Below are 15,143 nucleotides of genomic sequence, written 5' to 3' on the forward strand. Positions count from 1 at the left end.
ATATAAAAAAATTCATGGACAAAAATACAATATTTTGTCTTTTATGACATAAATAAATATGGAAATTTTTCTTCAATTAATTATATCATTGTACATTTGCATAACGATAATAAAGAAAATATAGTTATACATTATTTAAATAGAAAATTATTATGTCAAAAGTAACAGTAGTAGGTGCAGGCAATGTTGGAGCTACATGTGCAAATGTGTTGGCTTTCAATGAGGTTGCCGATGAGGTTGTAATGCTTGATGTTAAAGAAGGCGTTTCAGAAGGTAAAGCAATGGATATGATGCAGACAGCTCAGCTTTTGGGCTTCGACACTAACATTGTAGGTTGCACAAATGATTATGAAAAAACTGCAAATTCTGATGTTGTAGTTATTACTTCAGGTATACCACGTAAGCCAGGTATGACTCGTGAGGAGTTGATCGGCGTTAATGCTGGTATTGTTAAATCAGTAGCACAGAACATCCTTAAGTTCTCTCCAAATGCAATTATCGTTGTTATTTCTAACCCAATGGATACTATGACTTATTTGTCATTGAAATCTCTTGGTTTACCAAAGAACAGAATTATCGGTATGGGTGGTGCTCTTGACAGCTCACGTTTTAAATACTTCTTGTCTCAGGCTTTGAAATGTAACGCTAATGAGGTAGAAGGTATGGTTATCGGTGGACATGGTGATACTACTATGATTCCTCTTACTCGTTTTGCTACTTACAAAGGTATGCCAGTAAGCAACTTCCTTTCTGCAGAGAAATTGGAAGAGGTTGCTGCAGCTACAATGGTAGGTGGTGCAACACTTACTAAATTATTAGGTACTTCTGCATGGTATGCACCAGGTGCAGCCGGAGCATTTGTTGTTGAGTCAATCGTTCATAATCAGAAGAAGATGATCCCTTGTTCAGTAATGCTTGAAGGTGAGTACGGAGAATCTGACATTTGTTGTGGTGTTCCTGTAATCTTAGGAAAGAATGGTATCGAGAAGATTGTTGAGCTTCCTTTGAATGAAGAAGAAAAGGCTAAATTTGCTGCTAGCGCTGCTGCTGTTCGCAAGACAAATGAGGCTCTTCATGAGGTAGGTGCTCTTTAATGACATAACAGAATAATAAATCCCTGTTGCATATGGTTGCAGCAGGGATTTTTTATTGTATATGTATAGCAGGAATCTCATCGGTGTATCTCTGCCACCGCTTGAAATGGTAATTGGGGTATAATCCCTGATTATTATCTATCCATTGGTTGAGCATCATTACAACATCATTCCCACTGGATTTAACTTTAAAATTAGCATCAAAAATAGAATAGCTGTTTGATGTACTTGTGCTATACCAAGCAGGGAAGAGGGCTGAGATGAAGCAGCTGCTTGTTATAGAGTTGGTAGATATTGTATTTGCAAGCTGATAAATCTTTTTTGTCTGTTTTGATGAACTCTTTACATAACAGTTACTTATCCTTGAGCCTGTGTATGTTGTTAATGCAAATACACCAAGATCTTCACTATTGTATGTAACAAGATTGTTTGCAGCAAAGCTGTTTATTATCTTTCCATATAGCAATTTTGTAAATATGCCACATCCTGATCTGTCCCCACATTTAATAGTACAATTATTAACTCGAGTGTTTACTATTGTGCCATATAGATATAGTGAAACAAGGCTTGAGCCATTATCATTAGGAGTATTCATAGTACAACTATCTATAGAACAGTTATCAATCAGACCGTAATTTCTATGACATAGAAGAGAACCTTCTAACTTGCCTGATAATGTCAAAGTGGAGTTGATAATACTAAGATTCTTTATAGTTGCAGTGTCACCAACATATCCGAAAATAGCTTTTCCTCTTGTAGATACATATACATCTAGGTTATTAATTGAATATCCTTTACCGTCAAAGATGTCATTGAATTTTGTTATACTGTTACCTATCACTTTAACTCTTTGGCTCTGCTCATCTGTAAATGTTATATTGTTGGATAGTGAAAAGACTCTCTTCCCATTTTCTATATTGTAAAATTCATCAAGGGTTCTTGATGTGTATGCATTACCGTTAATAAGATTTGAGAATGCAATAAAATCTTCTGCACTCTTAATTCCCTTAAGTTTATTACTCGAAATAATGTTGCATGAGTATACTTTTCCAGCTTTATAATCTACATTCTCTATAACCTTTTCAATAACCTTGCCGCTAGACTTTATGCTTATTGAAAGAGAGAGATTATCTATTGGTGGTATTATGAAAAGGCAGTTCCTATTGGAATCTACTAAAGCAGTAGCCGTTTTTTTCTGATTACTGTCTATATAAATTGTTCCGTCATTTATTGATATGCTGTCTATAGTAACAGGCACTGTAATAGAGACAGAATCTATGTCATAATCAGTAATACCCTTTAAATCGAATTTTAGTAGTGAGAAGAGGTGCTTCATATGTAGATTGATAGGCTCTTTATACTTACTCTGTGCCTTGCAGAAGAGTATATCTTTTAATGAACCACCATCGTACAATTCATCCTTGCAGTATCGAAGATTTTTTGTAGCAGGATATATAGCAGAGTAATTTAAAGAATCTTCCGATTCAGTATTCCATCTTAGAAGTTTATCACTAATCCAACTGCTACCATTGAAAGATAGTCTGTTATCACGATTGGTATGTTTGCCAAATGAGTTGAATAGTATTGTATCTCCTTCTCCAAAGCTTGTTTTATCAATTATGTCTGCTCTTGAGCCATTTTGATAAGAGGTGATACTCTCTATATAGATATTATAATCAGTAATACCGGTATCATATTCATCGTAAGTACAGGAGATAACGAGAAGACATAATGAAATGACATATGCTATTTTGTAGTAAACCTTCATAATCAGGTATGTTATATGTAAATAACAAATATAGTTGTAAAAAGTTTGTAAAAAGAATATATTTAAAAAAAACGCTGGTGTACCTTCACAGGTGACCAGCGTATGTTACAATACAAAATACAAATACAACTAAACGAGATTATTAAAAAATCTTTCTTTATTTCGCGAAAATTTTAAACGATTCCTTGCGACATCATCGCATGAGCCACTTTCATGAAACCGGCAATGTTAGCACCTTTAACATAGTTGATATACCCATCCGATTCAGTACCATATTTCACGCATTGTTCGTGTATAGCATGCATAATACTATGGAGTTTATCATCAACTTCTTTAGCAGTCCAGTTGATATGCATTGCATTCTGTGTCATTTCAAGACCAGAAGTGGCAACACCACCGGCATTAACAGCCTTTCCTGGAGCAAAGAGTATTTTATTTTCAATGAAGGCATCTATAGCTTCAGGAGTACATCCCATATTTGAAATCTCACCCACACACATAACTTTGTTATTGATAAGATTATGTGCATCTTCTCCGTTAAGTTCGTTCTGAGTAGCGCATGGGAGTGCTATGTCCACATTTACTTCCCAAGGATGATGGCCTGCGACAAATTTTGCGCTTTTATATTTTTCAGCATATGGGGCAACTATATCATTTCCTGAAGCTCTGAGTTCAAGCATATAGTTTATCTTATCTCCTGATATACCTTCTGGATCGTATACATATCCGTCAGGTCCGGAGATGGTAACAACCTTTGCACCAAGTTCAGTAGCTTTCAGAGCTGCTCCCCAAGCCACATTGCCGAATCCTGAGATTGCAACAGTCTTACCTTTTATATCTATGCCCTTTGTATTTAGCATCTGATTTACAAAGTAGAGACCGCCAAATCCTGTAGCTTCAGGACGAATAAGTGAGCCACCAAACTCAAGACCTTTACCTGTAAATGTTCCGGTAAATTCTCTTGTAAGTTTTTTATACATGCCGAACATATATCCTACCTCACGTCCTCCTACACCTATATCACCAGCAGGTACGTCCATTTCAGGACCTATATGACGCCATAGTTCTAGCATGAAAGCCTGACAGAAACGCATAACCTCTGCATCACTCTTTCCGCGCGGAGAGAAATCGGAACCACCTTTACCTCCACCCATAGGAAGTGTAGTAAGCGCGTTTTTAAATGTCTGCTCAAATCCTAAGAACTTAAGAATAGAGAGGTTTACAGAAGCATGGAATCGGATACCTCCTTTATAAGGACCGATAGCATTGTTGAACTGTACACGGTAACCAATGTTTACCTGAACTTTTCCTTGATCATCAACCCAAGGCACTTTGAATGTAAAAATTCTATCAGGCTCAACCAATCTTTCAATTAGAGATGCTTTTTCAAATTCAGGGTGCTGGTTATATATATATTCAATTGATATTAGAACCTCTCTAACTGCTTGTAGATATTCTAATTCACCAGGATGTTTGGCTTCAAGAGAAGTCATAATTTTATTAATGTCCATATCGGTATAATATTAGTTAATTGACAAAATGAAATAAAGTCTTATGCAAAGTTAGATTGTTTGGGGTAATATCAAAATATTTACCCGTGAATTTAATCCATATCGTGATAAAATGTTACTATGTTTGATTTTGAATTTTAATTTCTAAGTTGTACTATTGCAATAATAATTCTTTATAATATATGCATTCATTTAGCTAATTATGTTATATTGTATCTTTGTGTTATATTAAGTTGCATAAAAAAATAAAATTGACGTATTTTGTGAATAACATCTTTCATATACTATTATAATGCTCAGTAAATTAAAATTAAGTCAGCTTTACTTTAAAGATACCTCTTTTGTGAATCTGATGACCAAACGAATATTTAATGTATTACTTATTGCTAACCCGTATGATGCGTTCATGCTTGAAGACGATGGACGAATTGACGAAAAGCTATTTAATGAATATACGGACTTAAGCCTTAGATATCCTCCCCGCTTTACAAAAGTCTCCACACTTGAGGAGACATGGCGTCAGCTTGAATACAATAATACAGATCTTATAATCTGTATGCCAGGTTCCGATAATAGCGATACTTTCGAGATTGCAAGAGAGGTGAAGGAGAAGTATCCTAACATTCCTCTTGTGGTACTTACCCCATTTTCGCATGGTATTACAGCAAGAATGGAGAATGAGGATCTGAGTATATTTGAATATGTATTCTGCTGGCTTGGAAATACAGACTTGCTCCTCACTATCATTAAATTGATTGAGGATAAGATGAACCTCGAGCATGATATTAATGAAGTGGGAGTTCAGATGATTCTTTTTGTTGAAGATTCAATAAGATTTTATTCATCAGTTCTGCCTAACCTATATAAATTCGTGTTGCAACAGAGTCAGGAGTTTGCTACAGAGGCTCTAAATGCTCACCAACGTACACTTAGAATGCGTGGACGTCCTAAAATCGTATTGGCAAGGAACTATGAGGAAGCCATGGATCTATATAATAAGTTCTCCAATAATATTTTAGGAGTAATTACAGATGCTCGTTTCCCAAGAGGAGGAAAGACAGATTCATTGGCTGGAGTGAAGCTCATGGCTGAGATAAGGAAAAGAGATCCTTTCGTGCCGTTGATACTGCAGTCGTCTGAGGAAGACAATGATATTTATGCTAGCAGATATGATGCCAGCTTCGTTAATAAAAACTCAAAGAAGATGAATATTGATCTTCGTGAGATTATTAAGGACAACTTTGGATTTGGTGACTTTATTTTCCGTAATCCTGATACTCTGGAAGAGGTTGCAAGAGTGAAGAACCTTAAAGAGCTGCAGAATATTATTTTTGCCATACCAAAAGAGTCTCTTCTCTACCATATAAGCCGTAATCATGTATCCAGGTGGCTATATTCCAGAGCGATGTTCCCACCTGCTGAATTCCTTAAACAGATTACATGGGATTCACTAAGAGATGTCGATGCCCACAGGCGTATCATCTTCGAGGCTATTGTGAAATATAGAAAGATGAAGAACCAGGGTGTCGTGGCGGTTTTTCAAAGAAATAGGTTTGACCGTTACTCAAACTTTGCCAGAATAGGTGAAGGCTCTCTTGGTGGCAAGGGTAGAGGTCTGGCGTTTATTGATAATATGGTGAAACATCACCCTGAGTTCGATGAGTTCGAGAATGCCACGGTGCAAATTCCAAAGACAGTTGTCCTATGTACTGACATATTCGATGAGTTTATGGACTCAAATGGACTCTATCAGGTTGCTCTTAGCGATGCTGATGACGAGACTATATTAAAAACATTTGTAAGGGCTAAACTTCCAGACAGATTGGTAGAAGACTTCTTCGCCTTTTTCGATGTGGTACAGTCGCCTATAGCTATACGCTCTTCAAGTCTTCTTGAAGATTCACATTATCAACCTTTTGCTGGTATATACTCTACATATATGATACCTTACTTGGATGACAAGTATGAGATGTTGAGAATGTTGAGTGATGCCATAAAAGGGGTATATGCTTCTGTTTATTATAAAGACAGCAAGGCATATATGCAGGCAACAAGTAATGTCATCGACCAGGAGAAGATGGCTGTTGTACTTCAGGAGGTTGCAGGAAACCAATATGGAGACAGGTTTTATCCGTCTATATCAGGGGTGGCACGTTCATTGAACTATTATCCTATAAATGATGAGAAAGCTGAGGAGGGTACTGTAAGTCTTGCTCTTGGGCTTGGTAAATATATTGTAGATGGTGGTCTTACACTAAGAGTATGCCCTTACCATCCAAATCAGGTTCTTCAGACTAGCGAGTTGGATATTGCTCTGCGTGAGACACAGACTCAGTTCTATGCTCTTGACCTTAAGAACACGGGAGATAATTTCTCTCTTGACGACGGATTCAACCTCCTTAAGCTGTCTGTTAAAGAGGCTGAAAATGATGGTGCATTGAATTATATAGCTTCTACATACGATCCTTATGATATGATTATCAGAGATGGTATATATCCTGGAGGAAGAAAGCTTATAACTTTTGCAAATGTACTTCAACATGATGTCTTCCCTTTGGATAGTATATTAAAGCTTGTTCAAGAATATGGCCAAAGTGAGATGAGAAGACCGGTGGAGATTGAGTTTGCTGTGACACTTAATCAGACACAGCGAAGTGGAGTTTTCTATCTTCTTCAGATAAGACCTATGGTAGATATAAAAGCAGTTCTTAGTGAGGACCTGAATTCTATTGAGGATGATAAAGTGATTCTTAAGAGCATGAACTCATTAGGACATGGCATAATGGAGGATATGTGTGATCTTGTCTATGTGAAAACCGAGGGGTATAGCGCATCCAATAATCAGGCAATCGCTTATGAGATTGAAAAGATGAATAAGAAATTCCTTAATGAGTCTAAACATTATGTTCTTGTGGGACCAGGTAGATGGGGCAGTAGTGATACATGGTTAGGAATTCCTGTGAAATGGCCACATATATCGGCAGCAAGAGTAATTGTTGAGGCCGGACTAAGTAGCTATAGGGTAGACCCTAGTCAGGGAACTCACTTCTTCCAGAATCTTACATCCTTTGGCGTAGGTTATTTTACAATCAACTCATATTTAAATGATGGAATCTATGATCAGGCCTTTTTGGATAGACTTCCTGCTGTTGAAGAGACTAAGTTCCTTAGACATGTCAGATTTGAATCACCTATTGTTGTGAAGATGGACGGCAAAAAGAAGATAGGAGTGGTACTAAAACCTGAGGAGAAAGAAGATTGATTAATAAGTATATGGTAATAAAAAATCAGCCTTGTGCAAAATGCAACAAGGCTGATTTTTATTTATTAGGATTCGTGGAATCTGTAATTACAATATTCCTTGAGCCATCATAGCTTTAGCAACTTTCATAAATCCTGCAACGTTTGCACCCTTTACGTAGTTGATATAACCATCAGCTTCTGTACCATATTTAACGCAAGACTCGTGAATGCTCTTCATAATCTGGAGTAGTTTCTGATCAACTTCTTCTGAAGTCCAGCTCAATTTGATTGAGTTCTGAGTCATTTCCAATCCTGAAACAGATACACCACCAGCATTTGCTGCCTTACCTGGAGCATAAAGAATCTTAGCATCCTGGAATACTTTGATAGCTTCAGGAGTTGAAGGCATGTTTGCACCTTCAGAAACTGCGAAACATCCGTTTGCTACAAGAGCTTTTGCATGATCACCGTTAAGCTCATTCTGAGTTGCAGATGGAAGAGCTATATCACATTTTTCGTTCCATGGTTTTGCTCCTTCTACATATTTGCAACCATATTTCTCTGCATATTCGCGAATACGGCCTCTGTAAAGGTTCTTAAGTTCCATGATGTAATCAAGTTTCTCTCTGTCGATACCTTCTGGATCGTAGATATAACCATCAGAGTCAGACATTGTCACTACTTTACCGCCAAGTTCGATAACTTTCTCAACTGTATACTGTGCAACATTTCCTGAACCAGAAACAAGACAAACTTTATCTTTAAGGTCAAGACCTTTAGTCTTAAGCATTTCACATAAGAAATAGATATTACCATATCCTGTAGCTTCAGGGCGGATAAGTGAACCACCAAATTCACCACCTTTACCTGTAAATGTACCAGTGAACTCATGAGCAAGTTTTTTGTACATACCGAACATGAAACCTACTTCACGTCCACCTACACCTATATCTCCAGCAGGAACGTCAGTTTCAGGACCTATGTGTCTCCATAATTCTAGTAAGAATGCTTGTGTGAAACGCATAACTTCAGCGTTTGATTTTCCTCTAGGAGAGAAATCAGAACCACCTTTACCGCCACCCATAGGAAGAGTAGTAAGTGAGTTTTTGAATGTCTGCTCAAAAGCAAGGAATTTCAAGATAGAAAGAGTAACAGATGAGTGGAAACGGATACCACCTTTGTAAGGGCCGATAGCATTGTTGTGCTGAACTCTATATCCCATGTTTGTCTGCACATTTCCTTTATCATCTACCCATGTAACTCTGAACTGGAAAACTCTGTCTGGAATACAAAGTCTTTCAATAAGATTTGCTTTGTCGAATTCAGGGTGCTTGTTGTACTCCTCTTCGATAGTACTAAGAACCTCTTCTACTGCCTGATGGTATTCAGGTTCATTAGGGAATCTTCTTTTAAGATCTTCTAAAACTTTTGCTGCATTCATAAATCTATTTCTTTAGTTGGTTTATTACCATTTTGATTTTATGTGACAAAAATATATATATTATTTTTCAAAAACAACATAATATAAAGAAAATTGCAAAAAGAGTGATATAATGTTTAGTTATATGGTAAAAAGTATGTTGTTATTATAGCTTAAAATGATAAATGAGTTACAAAATGTTTTCAAATCACTGAATTTTTAAACCTTTTTTGTGTCAAAAAGAAACAATTATTTGACTTTTATGTGATTTATGTAACTTTGCTGTCTGTTATAAAAAATGGAGTAATACTCTCAATTTTCTATAAAGATGCACATTTAAATTGGATAAATAAAAAAGAGGTTGTCATCGTACCTTATTATATTAGGAAGATGACAACCTCTTTTAAGAAGTTATAAAGGTATTACTCTTTATTCATTTTCTTTTGATATACTATTGCGTCAATAACTGCTACTGCTGTTATATTAACAATGTCTCTAACTGATGCTTCACAGTCAGTGAAATGAATAGGTTTGTTAAGTCCCATCTGTATAGGGCCGATAACCTGTGTAGAGTCACTTAATGACTGAATAATCTGATATGTAGCATTTGCAGAACTCAAGTTAGGGAAAACAAGAGTGTTTACATCTTTTCCAAATAGTTTAGTGAAAGGATATTTAGAATCACGTAACTCTTTGTTCAAAGCAAAATTAACCTGCATCTCGCCATCAATAATCATTTCAGGATATTTAGTATGCATCTGTTCAATAGCATTGTGTACCTTAGCAGGGCTTCCTTCTTTATCAGCACCGAAGTTAGAGTATGAAAGCATAGCCATAACAGGGGTGTGGTTGAAGAATTTAACAGTGTTATATGTTAGTTTTGCAATATCTGTAAGAGTCTCTGTATCAGGATGACGGTTAATAAGAGTATCTGCTACAAAATAAGTTCCCTTCTTTGAGTTTAGGATATGCATAGTTCCAAAATGTTTGAAACCTTCTTGTATACCGATAACCTCTTTGGCAACTTTTATTGTATTTGAGTATTTAGTATAAAGACCTGTAATGAAAGCGTCAGCATCCCCAGTTTCTACCATCATCATACCGAAGTAGTTTCTTTCGAACATCTTATCGTTAGTCTCTTGGAAGTTTGCACCTTCGCGAGCACGCTTCTCAGAAAGAATCTTAGCATAACGTTCACGTCTTTCGGCTTCTCTGTCATGGCGTAAGTTTACAATTTCTACTCCTTCAAGGCTCAAATCCAACTCTTTTGCAAGTTTCTCGATTCTCTCTTCATTTCCAAGAAGTATTGGTTGGCAAATGCCCTCTGCTTTTGCTTCAACAGCAGCTTTAAGCATGTTTGGATGAATACCTTCAGCAAAAACAACACGTTTAGGATCTCTTTTTGCTGTTTCATAAAGTTGTCTTGTCAACTTATTCTCTTGTCCCATCAAGTCGCGAAGCTTTATCTTGTATGCTTCCCAGTCTGTGATAGGTTTTCTTGCAACTCCAGATTCCATTGCTGCTTTAGCTACAGCAATAGAAACTTCTGTGATAAGACGTGGATCTACTGGTTTCGGAATGAAATATTTTGGACCAAAAGTGAAATTGTTTACATGGTAAGCTTCATTAACTACATCAGGAACAGGCAATTTAGCCAAACCTGCTATAGCTTTTACAGCAGCAACCTTCATCTCCTCGTTGATTGCGCTAGCTTGAGTATCCAAAGCGCCACGGAATATATAAGGGAAACCAATTACATTGTTAATCTGGTTAGGATAATCTGATCTACCTGTAGACATGAGTACGTCAGGACGAGATGCCATTGCATCTTCGTATGAAATCTCAGGTGTTGGGTTAGCAAGTGCAAATACAATTGGAGATGCTGCCATGCTTCTAACCATATCCTGAGACAAAATGTTACCTCTTGATAATCCTAAGAATACATCAGCGCCTTTAATTGCCTCTTCAAGTGTATGTACATCTCGACGGTCAGTTGCGAAGAACTTCTTCTCCTCTGTTAATGAAGGACGGTCACTTGTGATGACTCCCTTACTGTCAACCATTAGAATATTCTCTCTTCTGGCTCCTAATGATACATATAGTTTAGTACATGAAATAGCAGAAGCTCCCGCTCCATTAACTATTATTTTCACTTCTTCTATCTTCTTTCCTGCTACCTCAAGTGCATTAATCAATCCGGCAGATGAGATGATAGCTGTACCATGCTGGTCATCATGCATTACAGGAATATCAAGTTCAGCCTTAAGTCTTCTCTCTATCTCAAAACATTCAGGTGCTTTAATATCTTCAAGATTAATACCTCCAAATGTAGGAGCAATAGCTTTTACTGCCTGAATGAATTTCTCAGGATCTTTTTCGTCAACTTCAATATCGAATACATCTATACCTGCATAAATCTTGAAAAGTAATCCTTTACCTTCCATAACAGGCTTTCCAGAAAGGGCACCTATATCACCTAGGCCCAATACTGCTGTACCATTTGATATAACAGCTACTAAGTTTCCTTTGTCTGTGTAGTCGTATGCAGTTTGTGGGTCTTTTTCAATTTCTAAACATGGCTCTGCAACTCCCGGTGAGTAAGCCAATGATAAATCTGTTTGTGTACTGTATGGTTTTGTTGGAACCACTTCAATTTTCCCAGGCTTGCCTTGTGAATGATAAAGTAAAGCCGCTTCTTTTGTAATCTTAACCATATTTACTATTTTATTCTTCTATAAGTATGCAAATTTATCAATTATATTGCAATTTGATGTGAAATCGAAAAAAAAATATATAATTGTTTTGTTAAAAAGCACTTTTACATTATAATTTTGTAAATATTCATTTGTAATACTATCATATTATAAAATTGGACTATTTTTTAATGTTATATATGGTTAAATGAAAGCTAAAGATTTAAGTGGTTCTAAAAGAATTCATATTTTTGCATCTTCTAAAAACTAAACCTAATTTAAAAGTTTTCTAAGTATTCTAATATTCGTATATTTTGGAAGCTTGATTTTGTCTTTTTTTATGAATTTTGAAAAATAAGAGACTTATGTCAATTATTTATTTTTTTCATGTATCATAAGAGGATTTTTAGTGGTTATTTAGCATAATAATAAAGGCTTATATAACTACAGTAATATGATTTAATTTATATGTTCACATTCTGGATTTCAATAAATTAAAATGGAATAAGAATAGATGAAAGCTATAGGGAGAGTTAAAGAAAATAGAGATGTATTGAAGAGTAGAATACTCGAATATGCTAGAGATGCTTTTTGTGTCTATGGTATTAAAGATGTTACTATGGATTCAATAGCAGGAGGACTATCTATATCCAAAAGAACTTTATATGAGATCTTTAGTGATAAAGAAGGATTGCTCCTTGAAATAATTAAGATCCACTCCCAAGAGACCCGCGAATTTATCGACAAAATTTCCAAAGAGGCAGATAATGTTCTTGATGTTATTTTCAAGATTTATGAAAATAATGTTAAAGAGATAAAGAAAGTCAACAAACTCTTTTTTGAAGAAATCAATAAATATCCTTCAGTTATAAGCTATATGCAGTTTTCCAGAGATGAGATGGCTGCAATTACTATGTCCAATCTTAAGAAAGGAGTGACACAAGGATTATTCCGTGAAGATATGAATTATGAAATAATCAGGTCTTTAATGGTTGAAGAGGTTGATATACTTATAAGATCAAAATCGAATGAAAAATTCCCTTTGGTTGAGATCTATGAGAATTTGGTATTAATGCACGTTAGAGGTATATCTACAGAAAAAGGGCTAAAAAAAGTTGATGAATTTCTTTCGAATATGAGGTTAAAACAAGATAAGGTAAGTGATAACAATAACAAATAACAATTTAGTATGAGATTTTTTCTATGTAGACAAGTATTCCTCTCCTTATTTATAGGGGGAACTCTTTGTTTCAATAGTATTAACGCGCAAGATACGTTGAAATTGAAGTTGGATGACGCTATAAAAATAGCATTAAATGATAATCCGACAATAAAGGTTGCTGGACAAGAAATAGCTCTTAAGAAGGTAGCATCGCAGGAGGCATATGCAGGTCTTCTCCCTGAAGCTTCTTTGGTTGGAAATTATTCTAGAACTATCGAAAAGCAATCTTTTGCAATGCAAGGACAAGTAATAAAGGTTGGTACCGACAATACATATAGTGGTGGTCTTACTATAAGTCTTCCTGTATTTGCTCCGGCTCTTTATAAAAGTATAAGTCTAACAAAAACAGATATAGAACTCTCTGTAGAGAAGTCAAGAGCTTCGAAACTTGATATGGTAAATCAGGTTACAAAAGCTTTCTATCAACTGCTTCTTGCTCAGGATAGCTATGAAGTACTTCAGAAAAGTTACAAACAGAGCGAAGATAACTATAATGTTGTAAAGGCTAAATATGAACAGGGAACTGTAAGTGAGTATGACAAAATCAGTGCTGAGGTTCAGATGAGAAATATAAAGCCTAGTGTTGTTTCTGCTAAGAACGCTATAGGTCTTACAAATCTTCAGCTGAAAGTTCTTCTTGGTCTCGAGCCATCAACAGCTATTTCTATAGATGGTAACCTGAAGGATTATGAGGTGTCTATGTTCAACCGTATGGCAAGACCAAATCCAAATGATCTTATCAATAATACTACTCTAAAGCAGTTAGACTTGAACAAAGATGCATTGAACAAGACTTTGAAGTTGCAGCGTGCTAATTTCTTGCCCACTCTTTCAGCATCATTCCAGTATATGTATACATCAATGAACAATGATTTCAAATTCTCACGCTATATATGGAATCCTTATTCTACTTTTGGCTTGAGCCTGAGTATACCTATTTTCAGGGCAACTAATTTTACTAAGTTGAAACAGACAAAGATTAAGCTTACGCAATTAAGTGAGACCCGTATCAATACTGAGAGACAGTTGGTTATGCAGGCGAACACATATATAGATAATATGTCTGCAAGTACTGAACAGGTAGTAAGTAACCGTGAGGCTGTTCTTCAGGCTGAAAAGGGAAGACTTATTGCCGGTAAGAGATATGAGGTAGGTAAGGGTACAATACTTGAACTGAATAGTTCGGAGGTTGCACTTACTCAATCTCAACTTACATATAATCAGTCTATATACGATTATCTTATTGCTAAGGCAGATCTTGACCTTGTTGTTGGTGATGATTCAAAAATTAATGAATAATAATAAAATTCTAGATAATATGAGAAAGAGTTTACACTCAATTATTCTACTTGGAACAATGCTTCTTACAGCTTGTTCTGGTAACAGCGAAAAACAGACAGTTACTAAAGAAGAGAAACCATTGGTAAAGTTAGCTTCTGTAACTTCACGCGACGTAGAGCAGACACAGGAGTATACTACTACTGTAGAGGCTGATGCAACTAACAACATTGCTCCTACAGCTCCAGGACGTATAGACAAGATATATGTAGAAGTTGGCGACAGAGTAAGAAAAGGTCAGAAACTTGTTCAGATGGATGCTGCAAGTCTTAATCAATTGAAACTACAACTTGACAATCAGAAGATAGAGTTCAAGCGTATTGATGAGTTGTATAAGGTAGGTGGTGCTTCAAGATCTGAATGGGATGCAGCCAAGATGAATCTTGATGTCCGCAATACATCGTATAAAAATCTTCTTGAGAACACTCAGCTTGTAAGTCCTATTGATGGTGTTGTAACAGTACGTAACTTTGATAATGGTGATCTATATTCTGGTGCTGCTAATCCGGTACTTGTTGTAGAGAAGATTGTACCTATAAAATTAATGATTAATGTCTCTGAGTCATTCTTCACAAAAATAAAAGTAGGAATGCCTATATCTGTGAAATTTGATATCTTCGGAGATGAGGAGTTTACAGGAAAGGTGTCAATAGTATATCCAACAATCAACGCAGATACACATACTTTCCCTGTTGAGATTAAACTTCAGAATTCTAATATGCGTGTTCGCCCAGGAATGTTTGGCCGTGTTACAATGAATTTTGGAACTCTTAACCACGTTGTAGTTCCTGATATGGCTGTAGTAAAACGCGCAGGTTCCGGTGACAGATATGTATATGTTTATAATAAAGGAA

Annotated in this window: 9 protein-coding genes; 5 read left to right on the plus strand and 4 right to left on the minus strand. The window is 36.0% G+C overall.

What is annotated here, in order from left to right:
- Window positions 1–152: 152 nt before the first annotated feature.
- Complete coding sequence (gene mdh / locus JCM15092_RS12885; RefSeq protein WP_024995018.1) at window positions 153–1,094, plus strand: malate dehydrogenase; 942 nt, start codon at window positions 153–155, stop codon at window positions 1,092–1,094.
- A 52-nt stretch (window positions 1,095–1,146) separates the two neighbouring features.
- Here mdh and JCM15092_RS12890 read toward each other — a convergent pair whose 3' ends face one another.
- On the minus strand, window positions 1,147–2,862 hold the full coding sequence (locus JCM15092_RS12890) for a fimbrillin family protein (protein ID WP_024995019.1): 1,716 nt from the start codon (window positions 2,860–2,862) through the stop codon (window positions 1,147–1,149).
- Between the two features lie 173 nt (window positions 2,863–3,035).
- Window positions 3,036–4,373, minus strand: a complete 1,338-nt coding sequence (gene gdhA / locus JCM15092_RS12895; protein WP_024995020.1) for an NADP-specific glutamate dehydrogenase — start codon at window positions 4,371–4,373, stop codon at window positions 3,036–3,038.
- Between the two features lie 292 nt (window positions 4,374–4,665).
- Between gdhA and JCM15092_RS12900 the strand changes: the two genes are divergently transcribed.
- Complete coding sequence (locus JCM15092_RS12900; RefSeq protein ID WP_024995021.1) at window positions 4,666–7,635, plus strand: PEP/pyruvate-binding domain-containing protein; 2,970 nt, start codon at window positions 4,666–4,668, stop codon at window positions 7,633–7,635.
- An 87-nt stretch (window positions 7,636–7,722) separates the two neighbouring features.
- Here JCM15092_RS12900 and JCM15092_RS12905 read toward each other — a convergent pair whose 3' ends face one another.
- Together JCM15092_RS12905 and JCM15092_RS12910 are read right to left on the minus strand one after the other, a co-directional pair.
- Window positions 7,723–9,057 (minus strand): NADP-specific glutamate dehydrogenase, encoded by a 1,335-nt coding sequence (locus JCM15092_RS12905; RefSeq protein WP_024995022.1) that lies wholly within the window; start codon window positions 9,055–9,057, stop codon window positions 7,723–7,725.
- A 401-nt stretch (window positions 9,058–9,458) separates the two neighbouring features.
- A complete protein-coding gene (locus tag JCM15092_RS12910) occupies window positions 9,459–11,750 on the minus strand; it encodes an NADP-dependent malic enzyme (RefSeq protein WP_024995023.1) in 2,292 nt (763 codons plus the stop codon).
- A gap of 493 nt (window positions 11,751–12,243) precedes the next feature.
- Here JCM15092_RS12910 and JCM15092_RS12915 point away from each other — a divergent pair, with 493 nt between their 5' ends.
- From JCM15092_RS12915 to JCM15092_RS12925, 3 genes are all read left to right on the plus strand, one after another.
- Window positions 12,244–12,909: a TetR/AcrR family transcriptional regulator gene (locus JCM15092_RS12915; RefSeq protein WP_024995024.1), complete on the plus strand. Its 666-nt coding sequence runs from the start codon at window positions 12,244–12,246 to the stop codon at window positions 12,907–12,909.
- Between the two features lie 9 nt (window positions 12,910–12,918).
- Window positions 12,919–14,250 carry a TolC family protein gene (locus tag JCM15092_RS12920; protein WP_024995025.1) on the plus strand — a complete coding sequence of 444 codons (1,332 nt, stop codon included), beginning with the start codon at window positions 12,919–12,921 and terminating at the stop codon, window positions 14,248–14,250.
- Between the two features lie 19 nt (window positions 14,251–14,269).
- Window positions 14,270–15,143 (plus strand): efflux RND transporter periplasmic adaptor subunit (locus tag JCM15092_RS12925; protein ID WP_024995026.1); only part of this gene is annotated, 874 nt, incomplete at its 3' end.

The sequence above is a fragment of the Phocaeicola paurosaccharolyticus JCM 15092 genome (genome assembly GCF_000613805.1).
GTDB classification, from domain to species: domain Bacteria; phylum Bacteroidota; class Bacteroidia; order Bacteroidales; family Bacteroidaceae; genus Phocaeicola; species Phocaeicola paurosaccharolyticus.